Consider the following 25,090-nt stretch of genomic DNA (forward strand, 5'->3'; position numbering starts at 1 on the left):
TGCCGGCCCTTGCAGGCCCTGTGGAGCGATCCGCAGGGCCTGTTTTTCCTTGGCGACGCAAAAGCAGACGGCCCCGCAGGGCCGTGACGTCAACGCAGCAGCAGGCGGTCAGGGCCGGTCGTTGAGCAACTCTTCGCACTCGACCTGGGCCGCTGCTGCGGCCTGGACGGCGATGCTGCTCGCCGTCACGGCGATGCGCTCACCCGCCTCGACAAAGGCGGCCGAGAACTGGCGCATCACATGGTCGACGCCGCGCGGCGACACCTCGCGCAGGTCGCCCTCGAGGTATTGGCCAAAGCTCTGGGCCGACGAGATGATCTCGAAGGACGGGAAGTATTCGACGCTCTCGTGTGCGTCCGCGAAGCGCCCCGCCACGGCACGCAGCACGGCCTTGGAATAGCTGGAGGCGACGATGACGGGATGGGCCGTCGCCGTGGCCACCAGGGGCACTGGCGACACGGTCACGATCCAGCGCATGCCCGGGTTCACGCCGGCCACGAACTCGCGCACCCACTCGAGGTCGGCCAGGACCTCCGGGTACTCGAAGTTGACGAAGCCATGCCGCTCGGCATCGAACTCGCCCGCCGCCGTGCCCGGGCAGACCGGGAAGACGATGCCGCTGCCCTGCTCCACCCAGGCCTCGGTCAGGCCCAGCGTGAAGACGAAGACATCGCACTCCGTGAACAGGCGCCTGACCTGGGACAGATGCCAGGCGCGGTCGGCGCGCAGGTCGGCCAGCGAGTCATAGCCGCCGGCCTGGACGCGCGGGCGCAGGCCGTCGAAGAAGCGGCCCTTGTCGGTCAGCACCGGCGGGTCGCCCTCGCGCAGGCCGAAGGCGAACTCGACCAGCTGGCGCAGCTGGCGCACCGTGTAGACATTGGCATAGCGGGCCGAGAACACGCCGTACTGCAGCTCGCGCGCGCGCTCGGGCGTGAGGCCGGCGGGCGGCTGCTCCACCACCCAGTGGCTGAGGCCGAAGCTCTCCAGCCGCTTGGCCATGTGCTGCGCGAAGCAGGAGCCGGCCGTCGCGATCTTCAGCGACGGCGTCAGCTTGAACTTCGTGCTCGGCTTGAAATCGAGCTGGGCCCAGGCCTGGGCGCTGACGGTCTTGCGCCAGAAGGCCTGGGCCGGCATGCCTTCATACGGATGGGACATGAGCGAGCACCTCCCTGATCTGTTCGGCCAGCAACTCGGCATAGAGCTCGTTGCCATGCAGGCAGCCGCGCGCGAATTCGGGCTTGAGGCCGCCATGCTCGGTCAGCGCGCCGGCCGGCGGCGCCAGGCTCATGACGCCCATCTTGGCCAGGCGCTGGTTGAGGTCGGCATACATCAGCCGGTAGATGCGCTGGCGCATTGCAAACGGCTTGATGCCATGCACGGCAAACAACGGACCGAAGGCCTCGGGGTTGGCGAGGATATGCTCGTGCGACTCCACCGGCGGCGGCGCGGGCACGTGCACGATGCGGGCGCGCGGGAACTGCTGGCGCAGGGCCAGATGGGTGGTCCACAGCGGCTCGGCGATCTGGCGCACCCAGGTCAGGGCGTCGGCACGCGACATCCAGCGCCGGCCCAGCTCCATCTGGCCGTCGTCGCCGAGGAAATCGCCGTGCGAGGGATCGTCGACCAGGGCGGCGATGGCGAATTCCTGGCCACGCAGCAGCGAGAAGATGACGTCGGTCTCCTGCGGGATATGGGCCAGCACGCCCGTCAGCACCTCGGGGATGTAGAGCACATCCTCCTTGAGCATGGGCGGCGGGCCGGCCACGGGCGTGTTGTAGAGCACATGCTCGCCGCGCCAGCCGGCGGGGGCGCCGAGCTCGATGGGCTCGCGGAAAGGCACGCCGGTCGACCAGACCGAACGGTACTTGGCCGACGACACCGGCTCGATATAGCGGTCGATCAGGCCGAAGAGGTGCGAGCTGCCGATGGCAACGAAAAGCCTTGGGGTCATGATGCTTGGCGCCAAGCATAGGGGAGGCGCGCCGCTTGCCCAGCGGGCAAAAGGGCGAAGATTGGGCCTCAGTTCCCCTCTCGGGAGGCCCGGCCGCGGCCGGATACTGCGCTGGATAAGCTCAGGAGAGCACCATGATCCCTAAGACCCTGCACATCATCTGGGTCGGTGATGAATCCAAGCGGCCGGACAACTGCATAGCCACCTGGCGGGCTCACAACCCCGACTGGGAGCTCAAGATCTGGGGCAATGCGGAACTGATGTCCTACGGCTGGTACAACGCCGACCACATCCGCGCCATGTCGGGCCGCGAGCTCAACGGCGTGGCCGACATCATGCGCTGGGAGATCCTGTTCCGCGAAGGCGGCTTCGTCGTCGACGCCGACAGCATCTGCCGCCGCCCGCTTGAGCCCTGGTTGTTCGACTGCGAGGCCTGCGCCTGCTGGGAGAACGAGATCATTCGCCCGGGCCTGATCGCGGCCGGCTATGTCGCCTCGGAGGCGCAGAACCCCTTCTTCCGCCAGCTCATCCTGGACCTGAAGGAAAAGCCCACCGTCATCGACCGCATGGCCTGGCAGAGCGTCGGCCCGCTCTACCTGACCGAGGCCCACCGCAAATACAACTACATCAATCTGACGGTCTGGCCCAGCCACTTCTTCATCCCCCAGCACTACTCCGGCATCCGCTACAGCGGCAAGGGCCCCGTGTTCGCCGACCAGGAATGGGGCAGCACGCGCCGGAACTACGACGAGTTGCACACACGGAGCGTGGCATGAGCGAGACGACGACTTCCCCCGAGACCGAGCGCGGCCCCAAGCCGGCCCTGTGCCAGCCCGAAGGCCTGCCGCCGGTGTCGGCGCTGGAGCGCGCCCACTCGCCCTATTTCGTGCAGCGCATCCCGGTCAGCCGCAACCTGATGGGCCACCCGCGCGTGCAGGTGCTGCAGGAGATGTGCCGCGGCAAGCGCGTGCTGCATGTGGGCTGCGTCGACTGGCCCATCACCGACCTGAACCGCTCCCTGCATCTGCAGCTGGATCAGGTGTGCCAGCTCGACGGCTTCGACATCCATGACGAGGCCTTCCCCCACATGCTGCCGCACCTGAAGGGCCGGCTGTTCTCGTCCTGGGACGACGTCAAGGACGACTACGACCTGGTGCTGGTGCCCGAGGTGCTGGAGCATGTGCCCGACGTGAAGGGCTTCCTGGAGCAGCTCGACCGCGTCGGCGCCCGGGAATACGTCATCACCGTGCCCGACGCCTTCAGCTGCTTCGCGCGCCACTTCGACTACCAGGCCGGCGCCGACACCTTCGTCGAGGTCGTCCACCCCGACCACAACTGCTGGTACACGCCCTACACCCTGGCCAACGTCATCCACAAGTACACGACGCTGGACCTGCAGGGCCTCTGGTTCTTCAACAACATCTCGCTGCTGGCCATTGCCCGCCGCAAGGCCTGAGCGCACCCGATGCAGCCCTTCTTCTCCATCGTCATGGCCACGCACAACCGGCCGTTGACGCTGGCGCGGGCCATTGCCTCGCTGCGCGCCCAGACCTGCGCCGACTTCGAGATCCTGCTGGTGGCCGACGCGCTGGACGCCGAGACAGCCGCCGTCGTCGCCCGCGACCTGGGCTCCGCCGACAGCTTCCTCAAGCGCACCGGGCCGAACGGCCCCGCCGAGAGCCGCAACCAGGGCCTGGCGATGGCGCGTGGCGAGTGGGTCATCTTCCTGGACGACGACGACACGCTCGAGCCCCACCACCTCGCGACGCTCAAGCCCCATTGCGAACGCGCCGACGCGCAAGTGCTGTTCACCGACATCACCGTCGTCACCGAGGACCGCCAGCAGCCCGGCATCCCCGAGCTGAGCCGCCAGACCACGCCGCTGGCCGGCGTCGACGTCAACACGCTGTGGGTCAAGAACTTCATCCCCCTGCACTGCCTGGCCTACCGGCGCAGCCTGCTACAAGGGCTGAGCTTCGACGCCCATCTGGCCTCGCAGGAGGACTGGGATTGGCTGCTCGGCGTCTGCTCGCGCGCCCAGCCCCGCCATGTGCCCGGCGGCGGCGCCGTCATGCACAAGGACTACGTGAACCCCGGTGCCCGCCGCGGCCAGCAGGAGTCGTCCAACAACACCACCGTGGTGCTGGACTTCCTGCATGTCTACCGACGCTGGCCGGCGCCGACGGCAGAGTTGAAGACGGCGCGCGCCGGGCTGCTCAAGAGCGTGGGGTTGGCGTTGCCGGTGGAGTGGTTCTAGGGCGCTGCACCAGCAGGGTCTGAACAGGCGCCGCTTCAGGCATTGCTGGCCAAGCCCCAGTCAATACACCGTCACACCAACGGTGTTCAACTTGTGCAAGCATGCGAACCTACGTCATCTGCAGCGAGATGGAGACCGCATGGGTACGACCGAATCGAACAAGGCCTTCGTAGCCGAGATGCTCGGTCAGAAGAAGCGATTGGAGGACTACCCGGAACGCGTAGACCCCAATCTGGTCATGCACGAGCCAGCTCATTTGCCCTTCGGCGGAACCTATCGCGGGCTTGCCGAGTTTCAACAGTTCTACCCACGAGTGCGCGGCTACTATGACTTCGAGCGATTTCAACTGCTCGGAGTCTATGCGGAGGGCGGTACTGTCTTTGCAACCGCGCAGGTTCCCATCGCCGGAACTCCGTCGATGATGTTCATCGCCGAGCAGTTCACGTTTTCAGGAACGAGACTGAAGGAGGTCCGTGTGCACACCTGCGATACACAGGCCGAGGGCGCCGCCTAACCCCTCGTTCGGGGCGATGCCCAACGGCATTGCGCTTGGCTCCGCCTCAATTCGATCGTTGGACGTCAGCTTTCGGGCGGTGAATTCGAGAACATGACTGACGGCGACCGCTGGCTTGCCCGGATGCTGGGACGTGCTGTCCGGTGGCGTTGCGACGTCTAGCCCGCCACCACCCGCTCGCAATAGGCTGCATGCGCCCGCTGCCACGCCGGCCGGGCCAGGCAGCGCCCCCGGTAGGCCAGGACGCGCGGATACGGCGCCACCAGGGACTCGTCCTTGACGCCCGCCGACAGCACGTGAGCCATCAGGATGTCGGCGATGCTGAACTCCGTTGTCGCGACAAATTCGCGATCGGTCAGCCAGAGATTCAGGTTGGTCAGCACCCGGTTCACCCAGCCGACCAGGAACTCGCGGTGCTTGGCACAGCTGCCGTCGGCCGACCAGTCGAGCACCATCAGGGCCAGCATCGGCGGCTCGACCGTGTTCATCGCGGCGAAGCACCAGCGCAGCACCTGGGCCTCGCCGGCGCTGTCGCCCGGCATCAGCCGCCCTGTCTTCTTCGCCAGGTAGACGAGGATGGCGGCGGACTCGGAAAGCAGCAGGCCGTCATCGTCGAGGGCCGGGATCTGCTCGAAGGGGCTGAGGCGGCGATAGGCATCGGTGTTCAGCTCGTGCGCCGGGTGGTCCATGCCCGCGATCTCGAAAGGCAGCTGCATCTCCTGCAGCGCCCACAGCACGCGCAGGTCGCGGGTATGGCCGCGCGCGACGGCGTTGACCTTGGAGAAACCATAGAGCTTGAGCATGTCGAGTCCTTTGTCCTGGGTGTCCTGGCTCAGGCGGCCCGCGGCGCGTGGCGCGTTTGCAGCTGCTGACGCAGGGCAATCGCCTCGCCCGCACGCCCCGTGGCCTCGGCCGCAAGGATGGCCAGCTCATGGGCACGCCGTGTGCCCCGCTCGCCCAGATTGGCGCGCGCCCAGGTCCAGGCGCGCTGCGGGTCCTTGCCCGCGCCGAGGTAGAACTCGGCCGCATGGTCGGCAAAGGCTTCGGGGTGGCGGGCCAGCAGCCTCTCGTAGCGGCTGCGGGCGCCATCGATTTCGTCCTGGCCACGCGCCACCTCGCCCTGGCGGATATGCAGCCCGCCCAGCAGGGCCATGGCCTCGGGTTCGTCGGTGTGGATGACGACTTGCAGCAAGCGCGCTTCGGCGGCCGCTTCGTCGCCGCGCGCCAGCTCGATCTCGGCGAGATGGATGCCGGCCGCGGCATAGTCGGGCAGCAGGCGCAGGGCCTCGGCGTAGAAAGCGGCGCCACGGGTCTTGTCACCCCCCTGCTCCGACCACATCAGCCCGCGGGCGAAGGCGACGGCGGCGGCCGGAAAAGGCATGGTCGTATCCAGCTCGCGCAGGGCCATGGCATAGAGGCGGTCTGCCTCCTCCAGGCGGCCGACGGCGGCCAGTCCGCGCGCCAGCGCGCAGTGGCTGGCAAAGCCGGGCCGACGTTCAGCTTCGGCTCGCAGCGCAGGCAGGGCTTCGGCGGCACGGCCGGTCGCCACCCACAGCGTGGCGCGCTGGGCCGGCGTTGCCCCTGCCGCTTCGAAATCGGCCTCGGCGTCGGCAAAGCGGTGGGCAGCCATGCGGGCCCGTGCGCGGCGCAGGTGCTCGGAGGCGTTGGCGGCCCTCGCCTCGGTCAGCGCGGCGGCGCGGTCCAGCACGCGGTAGTCGGCCAGGAACTGCAGGCGCAGCAGCCACAGCTCAAGCGCGGCCGGGTCATCGGCCTGGCGCTGCAGCTGGTCGTCGAGATTGGCGAGGGCGATGGCCCCCTGGGTGGTGGCGACGGGCGGCGCCGCACAGGCGGCCATCAGCAAGGCGCTGGCCAGGGCGAGAAGGCGGTGGCGGTTCATGGCGCGGACAGGAAGGGGAAGCGGGTGGTGGAGTGCTCGTGGTCGTCCTGGGTGACGCCGTCGTCGGCGACATCGGGCGTGCCACGGATCAGCAGCGAGCGGAATACCGCATTGACGTTCTGCAGCGGCGTGCGGCCACCACAGTCGGCCAGCGGCGCACCTGCAAAGGCATTGCGCTCGACAGCGAGGTAATGCAGGCAACGGGTCTGGCGGCTGTCGACCCAGAGGCGGTCGTCGGCCAGCAGCTCGGCCAGACGCTGGTAGCGCTTGGGGCTGGCGTCCTGGGCGTCGGCCAGCCACTGGTTGCCGGCCACGCCGTCGAAGCTGTCGTAGAGGGCCAGGTTGCGGCCAATCTCGATGGCGAAGCCCTGCCAGCCGCCGGGGTCGGCGCGGTTGTAGGCCTCCTTCAGCAGGTTGGCGATGTCTTCCTCGCCCACGGTGGCCAGCAAGGCGTTGCCGGTCAGCGCCCGGCCCATGCGGTCGATGGTGGGGCCGGGCGGCGGTGGTTCGTTGGCCGCCGCGAGCTGGCGGCGCTCGGTGCGGCCCCAGACCGCCAGCAGCGGGCCGCCGGCGTTGACGAGATCGAGGTCGACCGAGACGACCAGGGCCGAGGTCGTCCAGCCGGCCAGGAAGTTGCGCGCCGGGCCGCCCTGGGTCTGGCCCCAGAGCTGGGGGATGCGCTTCAGCGCCTCGGCATCGAAGCGGTGGAAACCGCTGGCGTCCTGCGGCGCTTGGCCGGCCCGGATGGCATCGCCGGCCGCGTTCAGCGCGCTGCGCGTGCCGCGCACATTGTTGAAATAGGGGTCGTCACGCAGGCCGGCGAAGACGCGCATCCGCCCCCTGCTGCCCTGCAGCCCCTCGGGCGCGCTTGCGTCGCCTTGCAGGTGGTCGGCACGGCCGGCCCAGCAACTGGCCGTGCCCGCGGCGTCGAACTGGCAGACCAGGCGGGTGCTGCTCGTTGTGCGGCCCAGGGCCTGGCCGCTGTCGACGTGGAAGACATACTGGACCTGGTCGGAGAAGCGCTTGCCGACGATGTCCATGACGAGGTTGAGGCGCTTGCCGTCGGCCGAAGTCCAGGCGAAGAGGTCGCCGATGTCGGCGGCCGGGTCGGCGAAGACGGTCGGCGTGTCCAGGTGATCGGCGGCAAAGGCGGACGTGGCGGCCAGCACGGCCAGGCCGGCGAGGCGGGAGAGCAGACTGAGAGGTTTCATGGCTCATAGCCTAGGGAAGCCGGCTCCGGAAAACTTGGCAAAAACTGCGATGCCTGCTGACAGGACTCGCGCCTGCGCCTGTCTAGGATGCAGCCATGCCCCTCCCTTCAGACGCCCAGGCCGAACGCCGCTACCAGCCGCTGCAGCGCGGCAGCGGCCTGCGGCTGATGCACTGCCAGTGCCGCGCTGCCCGGGGCGAGCGCGCCGTCGACGAGGAGCACCAGGCCTTCTCGATCACGCTGGTGGACCGGGGCCAGTTCACCTATCGCACGCGTGCCGGCGGCGCCCTGCTCAGCGCCGGCTGGCTGATGCTGGGCAATGTCGGCGAAGGCTATGCCTGCTCGCACGAGGACAGCGATGGCTCGGGAGACGACTGCACGGTGCTGTCGCTGTCGCCCGCCCTGCTCGAGGAAACACTGAGCGCCCTGGGCGCCGCCGGTAGTCCGAACCGCTTCGGCCGCGCCTGCCTGCCGCCGCTGCCGCGCGTGGCCGGTCTCTTCCATGCACTGGACACCGGCGGCGACGAGGGTTTCGCGCTGGAGGAAGCGGCCCTGGCCATCGTGGCGCAGGTGAGCCGCGCCCTGACCGACGGCGAGGCGCCGGCAGCCCTGCCGCGCCAGGACGAGCGCGCCCGCGCGGCGGCGCATTGCATCGAGACGCGCAGCGCCGAAGCCTTGACGCTGGAGGAGGTGGCCCGGGTTGCCGGCTTGAGCCCCTTCCATCTGCTGCGGGTGTTTCGCCAGTCCATCGGCGTGACGCCCCACCAGTACCTGATGCGCCTGCGGCTGATGCAGGGGCTGCGCCTGCTGCGCGACACCCGCCTTGCGGTGACGGACGTGGCCTACGAGACCGGCTGGGCCGACCTGTCCAACTTCAACAAGGCCTTCCGCCGCGAATTCGGCTGCTCGCCGCGCAGCCTGAGGCGCGCCGACCGTCGGCAGCTGGCGCTGCCGGCCTGAGCCCTAGTCGCCCCACTTGGCGATGTACTTCTTGTAGTTCTCCAGCCAGGCATTGGAGCCAAAGCCGCCCTCGCTCTGGTGGGTGATCGCCAGCGGCCAGGTGGCCAGCCACAGGCCGGCGGCGCGGGCGCTGCGGCAGAAGTCCATGTCGTAGAAGTGGAACTCGAAGCGCTCGTCGAAGCCCACCTGCTTTTCGCGCAGCAGGTCGCGCCGCGTGGCGATCAGCACGCCGTCCAGCAGCTCGCAGCTGGCCGGCACGGGGCCGAAGAAGGAGAGCTTGCCGAAGGGGTTGGGGCCATGCGCAACCGTGCCACTGAGATTGCTGCGTTCGTCCCACTCGAACTTGGTGGTTGGGAAGGCCCAGGAGGGCTGGCCTGGCACGCGGCGCTTGTTGCCGGCCACGCCGACGATGTCGACGGCCTGCACGGCCGCCGAGATGTGTTCGGTGAAGAAATAGTCGTCCAGCCAGACGTCGTCATGGATGAAGACGAGGATGGGTGCCGCATCCTCGGCGGCGATGCGCTCGTTGTAGAGCAGCGGCAGGCCGCGGCGGTTCTCGAAATAGATGCGCGGCTTCAGGCGGGTGTCGTGGGCGAGGCGGCGCAGGGACAGACCCAGGGCTGATTTGCTCCAGAATTCCTCGGCATTGAGCCGGGTGCCACAGATGAGGTCGATCATGAAAGCGGGGAGCGATTTCAGCGCAGATAGAGGGCCAGCGTGTCCACCGGTGGATGCTGGACCGGCGGGCAGGCCGCGGTCAGGCGCGGATTGGCCAGGGCATAGGCCAGCTCGCGTGGGTGATGCCACTGCTCGTAGAAGCCGCGCGAGGCTTGCGCCTGCTCGGCCAGCAGCTCGGGCGTCAGCCCCTTGAGCACGCGGATGAGGTCGTCGGGCGTCTCCCACCACAACGCCTCTTCATAGATCAGGTCGCGCGTCGAATGATGCTTGGACAGGCTGCTCTGCTGCATCAGCACCGGCAGGCCGGCGCCCTGGGTCTCCACGAGGCCCTTGCCGCCCTGGATGGGGAAGGAGGAGATGCACAGGTCCACGCGGCTGTCGCGCAGCCAGCCCCACAGGCTGGGCACCGGCGGCTGGTGGACGAAGCGCTCCTGCGCAATGCCCGCTTCGCTCAGCCGTGCGCGGAAGGCGGCCAGCACCTCGTCAGGCAAGGATCCGACATGCACATGCGACCCACCCACATCGGTCAGGCGGCGCAGCATGACGTCGAAGTAGTCGTAGCGGCCGGGCGACATGAACTTGCCGGAGGAGCCATGCGAGCAGGTCAGCGGCAGGCCGTCGGCCATGAAGCGATGCTCGGCACGCACGCCCATGTCGGGCGACACCAGCGGCCAGTAGACCGGCCGGTGCACGCCCAGATAGTGCTGGCATTTGTGGTGGGACAGGTTGGTGCAGTCCACATGCAGGGCATGCGGCAGGAAGACGCCCAGGGCCATGTCGTGGTCGGCATGGTGGAAGTAGGCGGTCTCACGCGCCACGCCGGGCTGGGCCGCGCCAATGGCCGCCGAGTCGTAGTGGTGGTTGAACAGCGTCAGCAGGCCCGGCCTCAGCTGGGCCAGCTGCATCTGCAGCCAGGCCATCTTGTCCTGCAGGGACAGCTTGGGCGCCAGCAGGATCTGCACCGGCCGCTCCAGGTCGCGGTTGAAGCGCTCCAGCGGCAGGGTGCGGTCGTGCAGATTGGTGACGACGACGACATGGGTCAGGTCGGGCCGCGCGCGGATGACATCCTTCAGCGCCAGCGAGTGGCCGCCCTGGCCGTCGTAGAGCTCGGTGGCGACGTGGACGGCCACATGGTCGTTGTAGCTCGCCGGCGTTGCGAGGTTCAGGTGGCGGGCCGACATGGCGCCCGCGGCCAGGCAGAAGCGGTCCAGCTCGGCCGAGCCGAACACCAGGCCCTTGGCGCGCGGGTCGTTGACGACGGCGATGACGACGTTGGTGATCTCCAGCATCATGGCCGGCCAGGCGCCCGCCGCCTGGTGGCTCTCCAGCCGCCTGACCAGTTCGAGGAAGTTGGGCGCGGCGCTCATGCTTTGGGCCGGACGACGAGGCCGATATTGGCCAGCAGCCGCGGCGGCAGCTGGTCGGAGATCTGGGTCAGCGAGCGGATCAGCTCGGGCTTCCACGTCGTCATCATGCCGTTGGGCACCGTCTTCACGAAATAGCCGAACTGCTCGACGACCTCGAAGCCCGCCTTCTCGAACAGCGCGATGAAGCCGGCCAGGTCGTAGACGCGCTGGTGGCCGACGAGATGGTCGCGCGGCGACAGGGAATCCAGCTGGGGCTGCAGGCCCATCATGACGGCGAGCTGGCGGTGCAGGGACTCGGCATTGGGCACGACGGCGATGACCTGGCCGCCCGGCTTCAGCCAGTCGTGCATCTTCCGGACCACGGCGGCGTCCTCCACCACATGCTCCAGCACATGCAGGGCCAGCACGCGGTCAAAGCGCCGGGCCGGCGTGAACTGCTCGAAGTAGCTGCAATGCACCGGCAGCTGGCTGCCGAAGCGGGCGCGGGCGTCGTCGCACAGCGCGCTGGAGCCTTCGACCAGCTCGACGTCATAGCCCGACTCCAGCAGCGGGCCGGTGATGGTGCCTTCGCCGAAGCCCATCTCCAGCACACGGCGCGGCGCGGCGCCGATGCGGGCCATCAGGCTGGGCAGCTGGGTGGCGTGGATCAGCGGCTCGATGAAGCCCTCGCCCGTCGAGTCGGTCAGATAGGCCTTCTGGGCGATGGCATTGAGATCGGGTTGGGTCATTTTTCGATGAACTCCAGCATGAAGCCGGTGCGCAGCATGACGAAGGCGATGTGGCGCCCGCCGAAGGCCACGGCCGGCACGGGCTGCACGGTCGTGACAGCGCGCTGGGTGCGCGCCCAGGCCAGGGCCGCGGCCATGTCGGGCACGAGATAGGCGAAGTGGTAGATGCGCGTGCCCTGCTCCAGCCAGGGCTTGAGCGTGGTGCTGCCGGGCAGGTTCTGCAGCAGCTCCACGCGCGGGCCGGCGCCGGTCAGGAAGACGCCGGCAATGCCCTGCACCGGGTCTTCGAAGGCCTGGCCCTCCACCGCGTAGCCCAGGCGCTCGAACTGCGCCTGGTCCTTGGCCAGATCGGCGCAGGCATAGCCGAGGTGGTGGAACTCGAAGCCCTTAGGCAGAGATTCGGGCAGTGCATCAGGCGCCACGCTGCAGCCTCCGGGCGGTGAGTTGGGCCAGCTGAGTCAGCCGCGCATCGATGGCCGGCCAGGCCCCGCGCGTCAGCCGGTGCTCGACGGCGCCCAGGCGTTCGCCGCGCAGCTCGACATGGCCGGGCAGCACCCGCCGCTCGGCGATGCCGCAGGAATCGTGGAAGGAAACGACGCGCTCGTTGGCAGCCAGGGTGCGGCAGCAGACGGCGTCCAGGCCGAGCTGTTCGAAGGCGCAGCGATAGATCAGCGCCGCGCTCTCCACCGCGGCCAGCGAGCCGGGCTTGAGCAGCCAGCGGCCCCATTCGGCCTCGCCGCCCTCGACGTCATAGACGCCGATCAGGCCCTCGGCCGCGCCGGTCGAGAGCCGCTCGATGACGAAGTAATAGTCGCCCGGCCGCTCGTAGTAGCGCGCCAGCCAGGCGAGTTGGTCCTCGACCTTGGAGGACGTCGGGTTCAGCCAGCGGCCCAATTCGGGGTCGCTGCGCAGGCCGACGATGAACTCCGCATCGTCGTCGCGCACCGGCCGCAGGCCGAAGGCCGCGCCCGACAGGCTCAGTTCATGACGCACGCTTGGCCTCGATGGCCGCGACGATGCGCGCGACGCTGTTCAGCTCGCTCAGCTCGGCCTCGTCGAACTGCACGCCGGTGGCGTCCTCCACCGCGAAGATGACCTCGATATGGCGCAGCGAGTCCCACTGCGGCGTGTTGTGCACCGACGTATCGGCATTGACCTCGGTCTTGAGCACGACGCGCAGCGCGTCGAGAACGGTCTGGATCACGGAAGCACTCTTTCGATCTGGACGCCGTCGGGCGGTGTGAAGGATTGGACTCTGTCGGCCGGCCATTCTGTGGTCTCGCCCAGCCACTGGCGGGCCGGCTGGTTGCGCGGGCCCTCGGTGACCACGAAGCGTACCGAGGCTGCGGGCAGGCATTGCAGGGCGCCGATGACGATGCTGTCCTCCAGGCGCCGGCCCATGGCGCGGCAGGAGATCAGCAGCTCGTCGACGGTGATGCCCTCGCTGCCCTGACGGGCCGCCAGCAGGCCGATGACGCCGCTGTCGGAGAAGCGGTCGGCCAATTCGATGGTGACGACGGAACCGGCCGGGTCGGCCAGGCGCGCCGCGTAGTCAGCCTCCCCGAGGCGGGCCAGCGCGAGGTTGAATTGGTTGGTCTTGCCGCTCATCTCGGCCATGCGGGCGAGCCGGCTGGCGTCATTCAGCGAGAAGCGCAGCTTGACGCCCAGGGACTCGAAGTAGGCCTCGGGGTGGACTGAAGCCAGCTCGGCGCGCTGGGCGTTGGCGCGTTGGTCGTCCACGCGCTTGGCGTCCTCGGCGCTGACCCGCCAGCGCCACAGCGCCGGCAGATGGGCCAGCACGCGGGCGGTCAGCGCAGCGTCGGCATGGGCGAAGACGCTGCGCAGCGTCGGCAGGCGCGACGCCACCTGGGCCAGCTCGCCGGGGTTGTCGTCGACGAAGGCAACAGCCGACACATCGATGTTGAGGGCCTGTGCCACGCGCTGCAGCGCCTCGGCCTTGTCGCCCCAGGAGACCTCGGTGACCGAGAAGTCATCCCAGCGCAGCGGGAAATCGGCACGCGTCTCGAACAGGGCCTTCACGTCGGCCTGCTCGTTGCGGGAGACCAGGGCGATGAAGATGCCGCGCTCGCGCAAGGCCTTGATCTGGCCTTGCAGTTCGGCGTGGCCGGGCGTCAGTTGAACGCCGTCGGGGCCGTCTTCGCCCAGCACGCCGGCATACAGGGTGTGGTCCAGGTCCACGGCCACGGCCTTGACCGGCGGCAGCAGCAGGGCCGGCAGCCAGCGGCAGGCCAGCTCGCGGGCGATGACGGACTGGGCCGCGGCGGACAGCGGAGAGCCGGCCACCTTGGCCAGGCGCGCGTCCAGCAGCGGCACGCCGGCGGCTTCGCAGACCGCGGCCAGGTCGGCGCTTTGCACATCGGGGCCCGACGCCACGACGGACGCGGTGGCCAGCACCAGGATGGGAGCGCGACTCATGGCGCGCAGCGCGGCGATGCGGCCGTTCAGCCAGCCCGCATCGGCCGGCAGGCGCGAAGCGTCCAGCCACAGCAGCTCCAGCTCGGCCGGCGCATGCTCGGCGAAAGACAGGCTGTCGTCATAGCCGGACAGCCAAGGTTCCAGGGCCAGGTCGGCCCAGTCCAGATAGGGCTGGGCCAGGGTCAGCAGGGTCTCGATGGCGTGGTTGCGCCAGATGTTGATGCGGCGCGCCGGGCCTGTGGCCTTGTCGAGCGACAGGCCCAGCAGTTGCAACCGGTTCGGTCTGGGCGCGAACAGCGTCTCCTGCGCGGCCATGCGGCGCAGGCTGTGCTCCAGCGCGGGCGATGCGCTCATGCGCAGCCCTTCACCGCCGCGATGACGGCATCGATGTGTGCCTCGCTCATGCCCGGCCACAGCGGCAGGCTCAGCACCTCGCGGTGGATGGCCTCGGCAATGGGGAAGTCGCCCTCGCCCATGCCCAGCTCGGCATAGGCCGGCTGGCGGTGCGGCGGCACCGGGTAGTGGATCAGCGTGCCTATGCCCTGCTCGGCCAGCGCCGCCTGCAGGCGGTCGCGAGCTTCGTGGCGGATGACGAAAAGATGCCAGGCGGGATCGGCCTCGGCGGGGACGAAAGGCAGCACGACATTGGCGCCGGCCAGGCCATCGAGCAGCTGGACCGCGATGCGGCGGCGCTCGTTCGTCAGCGCATCCAGCTCGGGCAGCTTGGCAGCCAGCACGGCGGCCTGCATCTCGTCCAGGCGCGAGTTCAGGCCCTTGACCTCATTGTGGTACTTGACCTTGGAGCCGTAGTTGCGCAGCACGCGCACCCGCTCCGCCACGCCGGCGTCATTCGTCGTCAGCCCGCCGCCGTCGCCCATGGCGCCGAGGTTTTTGCCCGGGTAGAAGCTCCAGGCCGAGACATCCGCCGTGCCACCGACGCGGCGGCCGTTCCAGCGCGCGCCGTGGGCCTGGGCGCAGTCGTCCAGTACCTTCAGGCCATGCTTGGCAGCAATCGCGTTGATCGCGTCCATGTCGGCCGGCTGGCCGTAGAGGTGGACGGGCAGGATGACACGAGTAGCAGACGTGATCGCGGCTTCGATGCGGGCCGGGTCGAGGTTGTAGGTGCGCGCGTCGGGCTCCACCGGCACCGGCTTCGCGCCGCACTGGCTAACGGCCAGCCAGGTCGCGATATAGGTGTTGGACGGCACGATGACCTCGTCGCCCTCCCCCACGCCGAGGGCGCGCAGGCCCAGGTGCAGGGCGTCCAGGCCATTGCCCAGGCCGACGGCGTGGGCCGAGCCGCAATAGCCCGCCCACTGCGCCTCGAAGGCCTCCAGCTCCTTGCCCATGATGAACCAGCCACTGCCGGCCACGCGCAGCAGGGCGGCGTCGATGGCCGCGCGCGAGGCGGCATAGCTGGGTTGCAGGTCGAGGAAGGGGATCTTCATGCGGGCTTCTTGCCGACGGCGGCCAGGAAGTCGTCGTAGTTGCGGATGTAGTCGTCCGCGTCGTAGGTGTCCGAGGCCAGCACCAGCAGCACGGCGTCGGCCGAGAAGCGGTACTGGATGCCCCAGACCATGGGCGGGATGTGCAGGCCGACCTTGGCGCTGTCCAGGCGCAGCTCGTCGCGGTGCTCGCCGTCGTCCAGCACGATGGTGCAGCTGCCCTTCACGCAGACCAGGAACTGGTGGCAGGCCTTGTGGGCATGCTCGCCGCGCACCTCTTCGCTGGGCGCGTCGTAGACGATGAAGAAGCGCTGCGGCGTGAACGGCAGATGGGCGCCGATCTCGCCGAAGCTCAGCGCGCCGCGCAGGTCGACGATCTTGGGCAGGGCATGCAGCTTGGCGCCGCGTGCCTGCAGGGGCGGCAGTTCGCTGCCCAGCCGCTGGGCCGAGATGGCCGGGCCGTCGACCCGCACCTCGGGCGTGTCCAGGTAGCCGGTGATATGGGCCGGGTTGCCGGCGACGATGGCGCGCGGCGGCACGTCGCGCGTGACGACGGCGCCGTCGCTCACCAGGGCGCCGGGGCCTATGGTGACGCCGGCGCGAATGGTGGCATTGGCGCCGATGCTGGCGCCGGCACGCACACGGGTCTTCAGGAACTCGGCGGGCTTGACGCGGCTGCGCGGCGCCGGGTCGTTGGAGAAGGCGGCATTGGGGCCGACGAGGACGTCGTCCTCCAGCGTGACGCCGTCCCACAGGTGCACGCCGCTCTTCAGCGTGACGCGGTCGCCGACGACGACCTCGTTCTCGATGAAGACATGGTCGGCGATATTGCAGTCGGCGCCGATGCGGGCGCCGGGCAGCACATGCACAAAGGCCCAGATGCGCGTGCGCGGCCCGATCTGCTTGGATTCGACCAGGGCGTGCGAATGCACGAAGCCGCTGCCTTCGGTCATCGATAGGTCTCCCGAACTGTGACGGCTTTCAGTATGCCTAACGCAGAGGTGCAGAAACGCCGCGACCCATGCTCCAGATCAGCGCGACGATCTGCTGGGCGTCGAACATGGCGTTCACATGCGCCACCCGCATCGAGTAGTAGTCGCCCTCGGCGGCCATCACGTCGAAGAGGGACCGCCGGCCCAACTGCTGCCATTGCTGCAAGGTGGAGGCGCGCACACGGTCGCTGTTGCGCAGGATCTCGACGATGCGCCGCGCGCGGTCCAGCGTCGAGGTGCCGACCTCGTTCATCTCCAGCAGGCGGTAGCGCTTGGCCTCGATGGCCTCGTCGCGCTGCAGCACCGTGGCGCGATAGCGCTGCACGGCGGCGCTGGCCTGGGCATGGGCGCCGGGCTGCAGGATGGGGATGGTGACGGACACGCCGGCGCCGATGTCGTTGCTGCGCGATTCGCCCGGGCCGCTGCGGAACATGGCGCTGGCGCTGCCGGTCAGGTTGACGCTGGGCTTCTGGCCGGCGATGACGGACTCGGCGAAGCTGCGCTGCGAGCGCGCCTGGGCCTCGGCCTGGGCGACGTCGGCGCCGAGCAGGATGTCGCTCTGCATCTGCTCCAGGTCGGGCATGACCGACAGCTGGGCCGTCATGCCGATGCTGGGCGGCAGGGGCTCGCCCACCAGGCGCTTCATGCGCACCTCGGTCTGGCGCAGGGCCGACATGGTCTGCTCCAGCGACAGGTCGGCCTGCTGCAGGCTCTTCTGCGCCTGCACCAGTTCGCTGGCGCGGCCGCGGTCGGCCTTGGTGATGATCTCCAGCGCATCGACGAGGCAGGCCATCTTGCGCACGTACTGGGTGTAGACCTGGCCCTGCAGCACATAGCGGCTGCGGTCCAGGGCCAGGGTGACGACGTTCAGCGACAGCTGCTCCTCGGCGCTGCGCTGGCCTTGGCTGGCGACTTCGGCCAGCTCCTTGCGCCATTCGGTCAGCTTGGCGATGCGGCCGGCATCCCAGACCGGCATGCCGGCGGACAGCGTGGCGCTGAGCTGGCCGCCGCGACCGACGGTGGTGCTGCCGACGCTCTGGTGCACGCCATTGATGCCGACGTTCAGCGAAGCGGTCGGCATGCCCAGGGCGCGCGTCTCCTCGAGGTCGGAGCGGGCGGCGTCGGCCAGCAGGCGCACGGCGCCCAGGGCCTTGCTGCGCGACAGCGTCTTGTCGATCAGCGACTGCAGGGCGGCACGCGGATCGCCATTCTGGATATCCAGGGCGCTCATGTCGCGGCCCAGGCGCGACAGGCCGGCGTCGTCCTCGTTGCAGCGGCCCTGCGACGCGGGTGCCTCGGCGACGGGTGCCGGTGGGGGCGCGGCCGTTTTGGCCGGGCGCGACTGCGCCAGCGCGAGGGACCCGAAGACGGCAAAGCCGAGGGCGATGAGGGGGCGGACGGGGTACAGCATGTCCCCGTCACTAGACCATCTGCCCGCTCCATCCAAAGCCTGGAAAAGCGTGGGGGCGGGGGCGGTTTTCGTCGGTGAAGCGGTGGCTTCCCTCTGCCCTGCCCGGCCCATTGACTGCGAGTTAGGGGTGGCCTCGAGTCGCCAACCGGACTGCGTGGCCAGCTCGCCTTGCCTACCGTCGCCCCACGGCGTCAACCGTCGAGCGCCGGCACCCATCTGGAGACAATCCATGAATTCGATCCAAAACTGCCCTCGCCCGCGCGTTGTGGGCGCCTGTTTCGCCGCGGTCCTGGCCTTGAGCGCCTGCGGCGGGGGTGGCAGCGACCCCGCCCCGGCGCCAGCGCCCGCACCGCCCCCCATGCCCGAGGACACCCGGCCGCAGGACGCGCGCACGTTCACGCCGGTGGTGGAAACCAGCTTCCCGGCGCTCGCGGGAGCCGCCGACACCGACCGCTGGGTGGGCGTGCTGAACGGCTCGGCCTACCGCATCGAGGTGCCCAAGACCGGCTGGAACGGCCAGCTCGTCATGTGGGCCCACGGCTATGCCGGCACCGGTGCCAGCCTCACGGTCGGCACGCCCATCATGCGGCGCTACCTGATCGCCAACGGCTATGCCTGGGCGGCGTCGAGCTATTCCAAGAACTACTACGACGTCAGGGCCGGCGTGGAGGACACGAACGCGCTCGCCAACAAGTTTGTCTCGCTGGCAGCCGCCAACGGCCGCACACTGGCAGCGCCGAGCAAGATCTTCATCACCGGCGTCTCGATGGGCGGCCACATCACGGCCGCGGCCATCGAGGCCGAGGCGCAGACGAACGCGGTGAACAAGGTCAAGTACAACGGCGCGGTGCCCCTGTGCGGCGTGGTCGGCGACAACGAGCTGTTCAACTACTTCGCCGGCTACCAGCTGGCCGCTCAGCAACTGGCCGGGCTGCCGATGAGCAGCTTTCCCCAGGCCGACTTCCCGGCAATAGCGCCGGCCATCCAGGCCACGCTCTGGACCAGCTTCCCGACCCAGACCAATGCCATCGGCGACAAGCTCAAGAACATCGTCGCCTACCTCAGCGGCGGGCCGCGCCCGTTCTTCGCCGAAGGCTGGGCCAATGCCGGCAACCAGGGCAACATCTGGGCGTCCATCGGCGGCGACGGCACGATCAACGGCATCCTGACCGCCAATGTGCTCGATACCACCGCCCTGACCTACAAGGTCGACGCGTCCAGCGCCAGCACCACCGCCCTGGACATGGCCTTCAACAACAGCATCTACAAGATCAAGCCGGCGGCCGACGCCAACCGCCTGCGCCGCGATGGCCTGCGCTGGATTCCGCAGGTGGCCGGCGACTTCGGCGTGCCGGTCGTGACCCTGCACACGCTGGGCGACCTGTTCGTGCCGTTCAAGATGGAGCAGGTCTACGCCGCGCGGGCCAAGGCCAAGGGCAACGACAAGTGGCTGGTGCAGCGCGCCATCCGTGACGTGGGCCACTGCGCCTTCACCGCCGCGGAGGCCGCCAAGGCTTTCGACGACATGGTCAAGTGGGAGGCCGGTGGCCCGAAGCCGGCGGGTGACGACGTGAGCACGGCGGCCACCGTGGCCCAGCCCAGCTATGGCTGCACGTACACGATCAACACCCCGAGCGCCGAGGACTACACCGCCCCGGCCAGCCGCGCGGCCTTCCAGGCGAACTACCCCGCCTGCCCCTGATGAGCAAAGAGCGGTGCCGCCCTAAGGGGTCACCGCTCCCGCAGGGCTTCCTGTGACTTCATCATCGGCCGCAGCAGATAGCTCAGCACCGAGCGCTCGCCGGTCTTGATCTCGACCTGGGAGGTCATGCCCGGGATGACGGGCAGCTTCTCGCCCTTGTACTTGAGGTTGTTGCGCTCGGCGGTGACGATGACGCGGTAATGGCCCTCGCCCGACTTGTCGCCCTCGGTGACGGCGTCGGGGCTCATATAGGTGACCTTGCCTTCCAGGCCGCCATAGGTGTTGAAGTCATAGCCGGCCAGCTTGACCTCGGCGGTCTGGCCCAGGCGGATGAAGCCGATGTCCTTGGGCTTGATCTTGGCCTCCACCAGCACCTTGGGGCCGATGGGCGAGATCTCGAGGATGGGCGCGCCGCTGGCGACGACGCCGCCGATGGTGCCGGCCTTGATGCTCTTGACGACGCCATGCACGGGCGACTTCAGCACCGTGCGCGTCAGCGCGTCCTGGCGCACCACCATCTGCTCGTCGAGCTGGGACATCTCGCTCTGCACCCGCACCAGTTCCTGGCTGGCCTCCTGGCGGTAGCGCGAGATGCGTTCGGCGCGCTGCTGCTGGATCTCGTTGACCTGGCGGTTCAGGCGCATGACCTCCACATCGCTCATCAGCCCGCTGCGGGACATGTCCTGGGCCAGCTTGAGTTCCTTGGAGATCAGCCCCAGGCTGCGATTGATGCTGCCGACCGCCTCGTCCAGCAGGTGCTTGCGCGCCTCGAAGGACTCGGCCTCACCTTGGGCGTAGCGGGCCTTGGGATCGACGTCGCGTGGCCACCGGATGCTGGTGCGGCCATTGGCCTCGGCCGTCAGTCGCGCCGCGGCCGCCTTCAGGGCCAGCAGCTTGGCCTGGCCTTCGTTCTGCTGGGCCTCGACGCGGGTCGGGTCCAGGTCGGCGAGTTCCTCGCCGGCCTGCACTTCCTGGCCTTCGCGCACCTTCAACTCGCGCAGGATGCCGGCGTCGAGACTCGCGATGACCTGCTCGCGCCCGTCGGGCACGATGCGGCCGTCGCTGCGCGTGATCTCGTCCACCTTGGCCAGGGCCGACCAGGTGATGGCCACCGTGACGACGGCGCACAGCAGATAGAGCGCCCAGGTCGCCCGCGGCAGGGGTTCGTCGATGTGGGCGGCATGCAGGGCGCTGACGAAGACGCCCTCTTCCTTGGTCAGAGCCGACGTCATACGGAAGCGGAGCGCTGCACGGGCTGGGCCGACGGGTGCATGTGCACGCCCTCGCCGCCCTGGGCGGGAGCGGCCGGGCGCACGCCGGACAGGGCCGCCAGCACCTGGTCGCGCGGGCCGTCCATGACGATGCGGCCGCCGTCGACGACGACGATGCGCTGCACCAGTTCCAGCACGGCCGGGCGGTGGGTCACGACGACCAGCGTCGCGGTGCCGGCCGCGTCGCGCAGCTGGCGCAGGAAAGCCATCTCGCTCTGGGCGTCCATGGAGCTGGTGGGTTCGTCCATCAGCAGGATCTGCGGCTTGGTGACCAGGGCGCGGGCCAGGGCGACGAGCTGGCGCTGGCCGCCGGACAGCAGCTGGCCCATTTCGCCCACCGGCAGGTCCCAGCCCATCGGGTGGGAGGCGACGACGCGGTCCAGGCCGGTCAGCTTGGCCACCTCGACGAGGCGGCCAGCGTCCAGGTGGGCGCGGCCCATCATGACGTTGTCGCGCAGCGTGCCGACGAACAGGCGCGGCTCCTGGCTGACGAAGCCGACGCGCGAGCGGTACTCGGCCGGGTCGACCTGGCGCAGGTCGATGCCGTCGACCTCGACCATGCCCTCGGTGGGCTGGTAAAGGCCGCCCAGCATGCGCAGGATGGTGGACTTGCCGCTGCCGATGCGGCCCAGGATGGCGACGCGCTCGCCGGCCTCCAGCCGCATGGTGACGTTGCGCAGCACCTTGGGTGCGTTCGCTTCGGTGGCCTGCTGACCGGGATGAGCCTGCGGCGGGTAGGAGAAGCCGACGTCGTGCAGGCCGACCTTGCCGCTGACCTGGGACAGCGGCACATAGTTGCGGCCGCTGTCGCGCTCGACGGGCGCATTCATCATCTGGTTGAGCGCCTGCATGGCGGCGCGGGCGCCCTGGTAGCGCGTGGCCAGGCTGACGAGGCTGCCCAGCGGCGCGACGGCACGGCTGGCGAACATCACCGAGCCGATCAGCGCGCCGGCGGAGATCACGCCGTCATGGATGAGGTAGACGCCCCAGACCAGGATGATGAGGTTGACCGCCTGCTGCAGCGTGCTGGAGAGGTTCATGCTCCAGCTCGACAGTGCGCGCGAGGTCAGGGCCGTGTCGGCCACGACGGCCGTCGTGCGCTCGTAGCGGCGCAGGAAGCGCCCCTCGGCGCCCGAGGTCTTCAAGTCTTCCAGGCCTTCGAGGGATTCGACCAGGGTGCCGTGCAGGTCGGCCGTCTCCTGCATATTGGTGCGCATGGCCCGGCGCAGCGCGCCCTGGATGGCCCAGGACAGGCCGATGATGACGGGCACGGCCAGCACCAGCACCCAGCCCAGCGGCCCGCCGATGACGAAGGTCATGCCGATGAAGATGACCAGGAAGGGCAGGTCCGACAGGGCCGACAGCGTGGCCCCTGTGAAGAACTCCCGCACCATCTCGACCTGGGCCAGATAGGCGGCGTAGGCGCCGGCCGAGGCGGGCTTGTGCTCCATGCGCACGCCCAGGGTCTGGCGGTAGAGCTTGGCGCCGATGACGAGGTCGGCCTTGCGGCCGGCCAGGTCGATGAGATGGGAGCGCAACTGGCGGGCGAACAGGTCGAACACCAGCGCCACCGAGGCGCCGACGGCCAGGGTCCACAGCGTGACCATGGCCTGGTGAGGGATGACCTTGTCGTAGATGACGGACGTCACCAGGCCCGACACCAGCATCAGCACGTTGGACAGCAGGGCCGCCAGCATGGAGGCGCGGTAGTAGGGCGTGAAGCGCTTCAGCGTGCCCCAGAGCCAGTGCGATTCCAGGCCCTTGTCGGCCAGCTTGAGCAGGGGCGACTCGGCGCGCTGGCCCTGGGCCGCTTCCTGACGCGACACCGCCAGCATGAAGCCGCTGTACTCCGGCTCCAGTTCTGCCGTCGTCGCCGGCACCGCGGCCGCTTCCGGCCCGGGGAAAACCACTTCGTAGCGGCAGGCGCCAGCGGCCACGGCAGCCGGGTCGTCCAGGCGACGCACCAGCACGCAGGCGTCGCCGCCATTGAGCAGCAGCACGGCCGGCAGCAGCAGCTCGTGGATGTCGTCGATCTTCTTGCGCAGCAGGCCGGCGTTGTAGCCCGCCTCGCGCATGACGCGGATGGCGCCGTCGGGCGCCAGCGGGCCTTCCACGGGCGCGCCGGCACGCAGCGACTCGGGCGAGCGCGGCCGGCCGTGGTGGCGGGTCAGCCAGGACAGGGCCTGCAGCAGCGGGTCGCCGGCCGGCTGGCTGGCCAGGCCTTCCAGCGGGTCCGGCGGCGGCGGCGGCTCGCCATTGGCGGCCAGGCGCAGGCCCGGCGCCTGGGGCTGGCCGTCAAAGAAGGGGTCGTGCTGGCGCGGCATTTAGGCTTTCGCGCGGGCCTCGAGGGCCAGGCGCTCGAACTCGTGCTCTATATCGCGCACGATGGCCGGGATGTCAAACAGGGGCGAGCTGTGGCCGTACTCGGCCAGGTAGCGCTTGTAGGACGCCGCACGGGCCGGCTGGTTGCCGATCTGGACGGCGCGCTGCTCGTACTCCTCGAGTGTCGTCGTGATCAGGTCGGGCAGGCCCACGGCCGTCAGCAGGCTGCCGGCCATGCGGGAGATGTAGGTGCGGCCCGAGCGCGTCAGGATGGGCGTGCCCATCCACAGGCAGTCGCTGGCCGTCGTGCCGGCGTTGTAGGGGAAGGTGTCCAGGAACAGGTCGGCCAGCGTGAAGCGGGCCAGGTAGTCGGCCGGCTGGGCGCGGCCGGCGAACACCAGGCGCTCGGGGGTGATGCCCTCCTCGGCCGCCACGTGGGTCAGGTTGGCCTGGGCGAAGGGGTTGTCGGCCAGCAGCCACAGCACGCTCTTGGGCACCTGGCGCAGCACGCGCATCCAGCAGCGCCAGACCGGCTCGCTCATCTTGTGGTTGTTGTTGAAGGCGCAGAAGACGAAAGCGTCTTGCGGCAGCCCCATCTCGGCGCGGCTGGGTGCCGGGTTGGCGGCGCGGGTGCGGTCGCTGACCTGGTAGCAGTGCGGCAGATAGATAGGCTTCTCGGTGTGATACGGCAGGGACTCCGGCGGCATCACGAAGCGGTCGGCCAGGATCCAGTCCACGCCCGGCAGGGCCGAGGTGGCCGGCAGGCCCAGATAGCTGACCTGCACGGGGGCGCCACGGTAGGCCAGGATGCCCGGGCGGGCGCCACTGGTCAGGCCCTGCAGGTCGACCAGCACGTCGATGCCGGCCTCGGCAATCATCTCGGCGGCGCGGCGCTCGGGCACGCCGTGCAGCGGATGGTAGTGATCCATCGCCGCCTTGATGCGGACGCGCAGCGGCGTGCCGTCTTCCTTGCTCCAGCTGAAGGCGTGGATCTCGAACCTGCTCTTGTCGTGCAGTTCGTAGAGCTCGGCCGTCAGCAGGCCGACGGCATGCATGTGCAGGTCGCCGGACAGATAGCCTATTCTGATCTTGCCTTCACGCTTGCGGCCTTTGTGAAGCGGCGGCTCGCTGACCTTGGTGACCTTTTCCAGCACGAAGCGCTGGGCGGTCAGCAGCTGCAGGGCCGGGTCGTCGCTCTCGTCCAGCATGCCCAGCAGCGAAGTGCTCATCAGCAGATGGTTGTGCGTGACCTCGCCGACGGTCTGGTAGACCGGCCAGGCGCATTGCTTCTGGCGGATGTGGACGTAATGCTGGGCGACGTCGCTCTGGCGCGGATCCAGCTCCAGCGAGCGGCGCATCAGCGCCTCGGACTCGTCATAGCGCTTGAGCTGTTCCAGCAGGCGGGCGGCGTTGTTGAAGGCGTGCAGGCGCAGGCTCAGCGGCTCGGCGCCGACGCTTTCGGGCTTCTCGTCGTCGTAGACGGTGCGCCATTCGGCCAGGGCCTCTTCCTCGCGGCCCTGGTGCTCGAGCTGGTGGCCGAGGTTCAGGCGCGCCTGCGCAAAGGTCGGTGCCAGGGCCAGGGCCATGCGGTAGACGCCCTCGGCCTGGTCGTGGCGGCGCAACTCGCCCAGCACGGCGCCCCAGTTGAAGCAGGCCACATGGCGCAGCGGCGAGGCGGTGGCGCCCACCCAGCTCTGGTAGAGCAGCGCGGCGGCGTCCAGGGCCCCGGCGGCCTGCAGACGCGAGGCGGCCTCCATGACCTGAGGCAAGGGCCATTGGCCGCTGCGAGCCAGCTCCAGCCATTGCTCAACGAGGGCAATACCTTGGGGCTGTGCAGCGGTAGGCGTCGACATGTCCATGCGGCAGGCGGTGTGATCGGATGTTCCGCCGATTTTCAAGCCGCAACGCCCCGGCTGGGCGGGGGAATAGGCCGCGGATTGCGCAGCATT

General features: G+C 69.2%; 24 protein-coding genes. 6 read left to right on the top strand and 18 right to left on the bottom strand.

Translation table 11 applies throughout. From position 1 onward, the window contains the following. Positions 1–108: 108 nt before the first annotated feature. Entirely contained in the window at positions 109–1,155 is a 1,047-nt protein-coding gene (locus J2X20_RS24150; RefSeq protein ID WP_310270786.1) for a GSCFA domain-containing protein, read from the bottom strand. Beyond that, positions 1,139–1,951 (bottom strand): hypothetical protein, encoded by an 813-nt coding sequence (locus J2X20_RS24155; RefSeq protein ID WP_310270789.1) that lies wholly within the window; start codon positions 1,949–1,951, stop codon positions 1,139–1,141. The genes J2X20_RS24150 and J2X20_RS24155 overlap by 17 nt, the downstream gene beginning before the upstream one ends. A 134-nt stretch (positions 1,952–2,085) precedes the next feature. Between J2X20_RS24155 and J2X20_RS24160 the strand changes: the two genes are divergently transcribed. The 4 genes from J2X20_RS24160 to J2X20_RS24175 all read left to right on the top strand — a co-directional run bounded on the left by J2X20_RS24160 (position 2,086) and on the right by J2X20_RS24175 (position 4,722). After that, complete coding sequence (locus tag J2X20_RS24160) at positions 2,086–2,727, top strand: glycosyltransferase family 32 protein (protein ID WP_310270792.1); 642 nt, start codon at positions 2,086–2,088, stop codon at positions 2,725–2,727. Next, positions 2,724–3,407 (top strand): class I SAM-dependent methyltransferase, encoded by a 684-nt coding sequence (locus tag J2X20_RS24165; RefSeq protein ID WP_310270796.1) that lies wholly within the window; start codon positions 2,724–2,726, stop codon positions 3,405–3,407. Before J2X20_RS24160 ends, J2X20_RS24165 begins: the two co-directional genes overlap by 4 nt. Before the next feature lie 9 nt (positions 3,408–3,416). Beyond that, entirely contained in the window at positions 3,417–4,208 is a 792-nt protein-coding gene (locus tag J2X20_RS24170) for a glycosyltransferase family 2 protein (RefSeq protein WP_310270799.1), read from the top strand. A 139-nt stretch (positions 4,209–4,347) separates the two neighbouring features. After that, on the top strand, positions 4,348–4,722 hold the full coding sequence (locus J2X20_RS24175; protein ID WP_310270802.1) for a nuclear transport factor 2 family protein: 375 nt from the start codon (positions 4,348–4,350) through the stop codon (positions 4,720–4,722). Positions 4,723–4,880: 158 nt separating this feature from the next. Here J2X20_RS24175 and J2X20_RS24180 read toward each other — a convergent pair whose 3' ends face one another. The 3 genes from J2X20_RS24180 to J2X20_RS24190 are packed head-to-tail and all read right to left on the bottom strand — an operon-like array spanning position 4,881 to position 7,830. Further along, positions 4,881–5,525: a glutathione S-transferase family protein gene (locus tag J2X20_RS24180; protein ID WP_310270806.1), complete on the bottom strand. Its 645-nt coding sequence runs from the start codon at positions 5,523–5,525 to the stop codon at positions 4,881–4,883. A 29-nt stretch (positions 5,526–5,554) separates the two neighbouring features. Further along, on the bottom strand, positions 5,555–6,619 hold the full coding sequence (locus tag J2X20_RS24185; protein WP_310270808.1) for a tetratricopeptide repeat protein: 1,065 nt from the start codon (positions 6,617–6,619) through the stop codon (positions 5,555–5,557). Further along, positions 6,616–7,830: a DUF4331 family protein gene (locus J2X20_RS24190; RefSeq protein ID WP_310270811.1), complete on the bottom strand. Its 1,215-nt coding sequence runs from the start codon at positions 7,828–7,830 to the stop codon at positions 6,616–6,618. Before J2X20_RS24190 ends, J2X20_RS24185 begins: the two co-directional genes overlap by 4 nt. A 95-nt stretch (positions 7,831–7,925) precedes the next feature. On the opposite strand from J2X20_RS24190, the gene J2X20_RS24195 reads away from it, so the two are divergent. After that, positions 7,926–8,789 (top strand): helix-turn-helix transcriptional regulator, encoded by an 864-nt coding sequence (locus J2X20_RS24195; protein WP_310270813.1) that lies wholly within the window; start codon positions 7,926–7,928, stop codon positions 8,787–8,789. A 3-nt stretch (positions 8,790–8,792) separates the two neighbouring features. On the opposite strand, the gene J2X20_RS24200 is transcribed toward J2X20_RS24195, so the two are convergent. From J2X20_RS24200 to J2X20_RS24245, 10 genes are read right to left on the bottom strand one after another with little or no spacing between them, the layout of a single operon-like run. Beyond that, the gene (locus J2X20_RS24200; RefSeq protein WP_310270816.1) at positions 8,793–9,467 is read right to left on the bottom strand and encodes a glycosyltransferase; all 675 of its coding nucleotides are present in this window, start codon (positions 9,465–9,467) and stop codon (positions 8,793–8,795) included. 17 nt (positions 9,468–9,484) lie between these two features. Further along, positions 9,485–10,834 carry a hypothetical protein gene (locus tag J2X20_RS24205; RefSeq protein WP_310270819.1) on the bottom strand — a complete coding sequence of 450 codons (1,350 nt, stop codon included), beginning with the start codon at positions 10,832–10,834 and terminating at the stop codon, positions 9,485–9,487. Then, positions 10,831–11,562: a class I SAM-dependent methyltransferase gene (locus J2X20_RS24210; protein ID WP_310270822.1), complete on the bottom strand. Its 732-nt coding sequence runs from the start codon at positions 11,560–11,562 to the stop codon at positions 10,831–10,833. Before J2X20_RS24210 ends, J2X20_RS24205 begins: the two co-directional genes overlap by 4 nt. Next, the gene (locus J2X20_RS24215; RefSeq protein WP_310270825.1) at positions 11,559–11,984 is read right to left on the bottom strand and encodes a VOC family protein; all 426 of its coding nucleotides are present in this window, start codon (positions 11,982–11,984) and stop codon (positions 11,559–11,561) included. Before J2X20_RS24215 ends, J2X20_RS24210 begins: the two co-directional genes overlap by 4 nt. Next, complete coding sequence (locus J2X20_RS24220; protein ID WP_310270828.1) at positions 11,974–12,555, bottom strand: GNAT family N-acetyltransferase; 582 nt, start codon at positions 12,553–12,555, stop codon at positions 11,974–11,976. The genes J2X20_RS24215 and J2X20_RS24220 overlap by 11 nt, the downstream gene beginning before the upstream one ends. Next, positions 12,545–12,766: an acyl carrier protein gene (locus J2X20_RS24225; protein ID WP_310270830.1), complete on the bottom strand. Its 222-nt coding sequence runs from the start codon at positions 12,764–12,766 to the stop codon at positions 12,545–12,547. Before J2X20_RS24225 ends, J2X20_RS24220 begins: the two co-directional genes overlap by 11 nt. Next, positions 12,763–14,352 carry an HAD-IIIC family phosphatase gene (locus tag J2X20_RS24230; RefSeq protein ID WP_310270833.1) on the bottom strand — a complete coding sequence of 530 codons (1,590 nt, stop codon included), beginning with the start codon at positions 14,350–14,352 and terminating at the stop codon, positions 12,763–12,765. Before J2X20_RS24230 ends, J2X20_RS24225 begins: the two co-directional genes overlap by 4 nt. Then, a complete protein-coding gene (locus J2X20_RS24235) occupies positions 14,349–15,446 on the bottom strand; it encodes a DegT/DnrJ/EryC1/StrS family aminotransferase (RefSeq protein ID WP_310270836.1) in 1,098 nt (365 codons plus the stop codon). Before J2X20_RS24235 ends, J2X20_RS24230 begins: the two co-directional genes overlap by 4 nt. After that, on the bottom strand, positions 15,443–16,396 hold the full coding sequence (locus J2X20_RS24240) for a WxcM-like domain-containing protein (protein WP_310270839.1): 954 nt from the start codon (positions 16,394–16,396) through the stop codon (positions 15,443–15,445). Before J2X20_RS24240 ends, J2X20_RS24235 begins: the two co-directional genes overlap by 4 nt. 37 nt (positions 16,397–16,433) lie before the next feature. Further along, positions 16,434–17,846 carry a TolC family protein gene (locus tag J2X20_RS24245; protein ID WP_310270842.1) on the bottom strand — a complete coding sequence of 471 codons (1,413 nt, stop codon included), beginning with the start codon at positions 17,844–17,846 and terminating at the stop codon, positions 16,434–16,436. Between the two features lie 229 nt (positions 17,847–18,075). Between J2X20_RS24245 and J2X20_RS24250 the strand changes: the two genes are divergently transcribed. Next, positions 18,076–19,548, top strand: a complete 1,473-nt coding sequence (locus tag J2X20_RS24250; protein WP_310270846.1) for an alpha/beta hydrolase — start codon at positions 18,076–18,078, stop codon at positions 19,546–19,548. A gap of 29 nt (positions 19,549–19,577) precedes the next feature. Here the strand turns inward: J2X20_RS24250 and J2X20_RS24255 are convergent, their stop codons facing one another. Genes J2X20_RS24255 through J2X20_RS24265 form a run of 3 tightly spaced genes read right to left on the bottom strand, consistent with a single transcriptional unit; the run spans position 19,578 to position 25,000 of the window. Further along, entirely contained in the window at positions 19,578–20,780 is a 1,203-nt protein-coding gene (locus tag J2X20_RS24255; RefSeq protein WP_310270848.1) for an HlyD family type I secretion periplasmic adaptor subunit, read from the bottom strand. Further along, a complete protein-coding gene (locus tag J2X20_RS24260) occupies positions 20,777–23,143 on the bottom strand; it encodes a type I secretion system permease/ATPase (protein ID WP_310270851.1) in 2,367 nt (788 codons plus the stop codon). The genes J2X20_RS24255 and J2X20_RS24260 overlap by 4 nt, the downstream gene beginning before the upstream one ends. Next, on the bottom strand, positions 23,144–25,000 hold the full coding sequence (locus J2X20_RS24265; RefSeq protein WP_310270854.1) for an O-linked N-acetylglucosamine transferase, SPINDLY family protein: 1,857 nt from the start codon (positions 24,998–25,000) through the stop codon (positions 23,144–23,146). Between the last annotated feature and the right edge of the window lie 90 nt (positions 25,001–25,090).

Source organism: Roseateles saccharophilus, from assembly GCF_031458095.1.
Taxonomy (GTDB): domain Bacteria; phylum Pseudomonadota; class Gammaproteobacteria; order Burkholderiales; family Burkholderiaceae_C; genus Pelomonas; species Pelomonas saccharophila_A.

Bases quoted from the DNA above. Each gene is read 5' to 3' on its own strand.
- J2X20_RS24165 (WP_310270796.1), top strand. From the start codon at position 2,724: ATGAGCGAGACGACGACTTCCCCCGAGACCGAGCGCGGCCCCAAGCCG.
- J2X20_RS24210 (WP_310270822.1), bottom strand. From the start codon at position 11,562: ATGACCCAACCCGATCTCAATGCCATCGCCCAGAAGGCCTATCTGACC.
- J2X20_RS24190 (WP_310270811.1), bottom strand. From the start codon at position 7,830: ATGAAACCTCTCAGTCTGCTCTCCCGCCTCGCCGGCCTGGCCGTGCTG.
- J2X20_RS24170 (WP_310270799.1), top strand. From the start codon at position 3,417: ATGCAGCCCTTCTTCTCCATCGTCATGGCCACGCACAACCGGCCGTTG.
- J2X20_RS24235 (WP_310270836.1), bottom strand. From the start codon at position 15,446: ATGAAGATCCCCTTCCTCGACCTGCAACCCAGCTATGCCGCCTCGCGC.
- J2X20_RS24150 (WP_310270786.1), bottom strand. From the start codon at position 1,155: ATGTCCCATCCGTATGAAGGCATGCCGGCCCAGGCCTTCTGGCGCAAG.
- J2X20_RS24160 (WP_310270792.1), top strand. From the start codon at position 2,086: ATGATCCCTAAGACCCTGCACATCATCTGGGTCGGTGATGAATCCAAG.
- J2X20_RS24180 (WP_310270806.1), bottom strand. From the start codon at position 5,525: ATGCTCAAGCTCTATGGTTTCTCCAAGGTCAACGCCGTCGCGCGCGGC.
- J2X20_RS24175 (WP_310270802.1), top strand. From the start codon at position 4,348: ATGGGTACGACCGAATCGAACAAGGCCTTCGTAGCCGAGATGCTCGGT.
- J2X20_RS24205 (WP_310270819.1), bottom strand. From the start codon at position 10,834: ATGAGCGCCGCGCCCAACTTCCTCGAACTGGTCAGGCGGCTGGAGAGC.
- J2X20_RS24155 (WP_310270789.1), bottom strand. From the start codon at position 1,951: ATGACCCCAAGGCTTTTCGTTGCCATCGGCAGCTCGCACCTCTTCGGC.
- J2X20_RS24260 (WP_310270851.1), bottom strand. From the start codon at position 23,143: ATGCCGCGCCAGCACGACCCCTTCTTTGACGGCCAGCCCCAGGCGCCG.
- J2X20_RS24185 (WP_310270808.1), bottom strand. From the start codon at position 6,619: ATGAACCGCCACCGCCTTCTCGCCCTGGCCAGCGCCTTGCTGATGGCC.
- J2X20_RS24255 (WP_310270848.1), bottom strand. From the start codon at position 20,780: ATGACGTCGGCTCTGACCAAGGAAGAGGGCGTCTTCGTCAGCGCCCTG.
- J2X20_RS24230 (WP_310270833.1), bottom strand. From the start codon at position 14,352: ATGAGCGCATCGCCCGCGCTGGAGCACAGCCTGCGCCGCATGGCCGCG.
- J2X20_RS24195 (WP_310270813.1), top strand. From the start codon at position 7,926: ATGCCCCTCCCTTCAGACGCCCAGGCCGAACGCCGCTACCAGCCGCTG.
- J2X20_RS24265 (WP_310270854.1), bottom strand. From the start codon at position 25,000: ATGGACATGTCGACGCCTACCGCTGCACAGCCCCAAGGTATTGCCCTC.
- J2X20_RS24200 (WP_310270816.1), bottom strand. From the start codon at position 9,467: ATGATCGACCTCATCTGTGGCACCCGGCTCAATGCCGAGGAATTCTGG.
- J2X20_RS24240 (WP_310270839.1), bottom strand. From the start codon at position 16,396: ATGACCGAAGGCAGCGGCTTCGTGCATTCGCACGCCCTGGTCGAATCC.
- J2X20_RS24245 (WP_310270842.1), bottom strand. From the start codon at position 17,846: ATGCTGTACCCCGTCCGCCCCCTCATCGCCCTCGGCTTTGCCGTCTTC.
- J2X20_RS24250 (WP_310270846.1), top strand. From the start codon at position 18,076: ATGAATTCGATCCAAAACTGCCCTCGCCCGCGCGTTGTGGGCGCCTGT.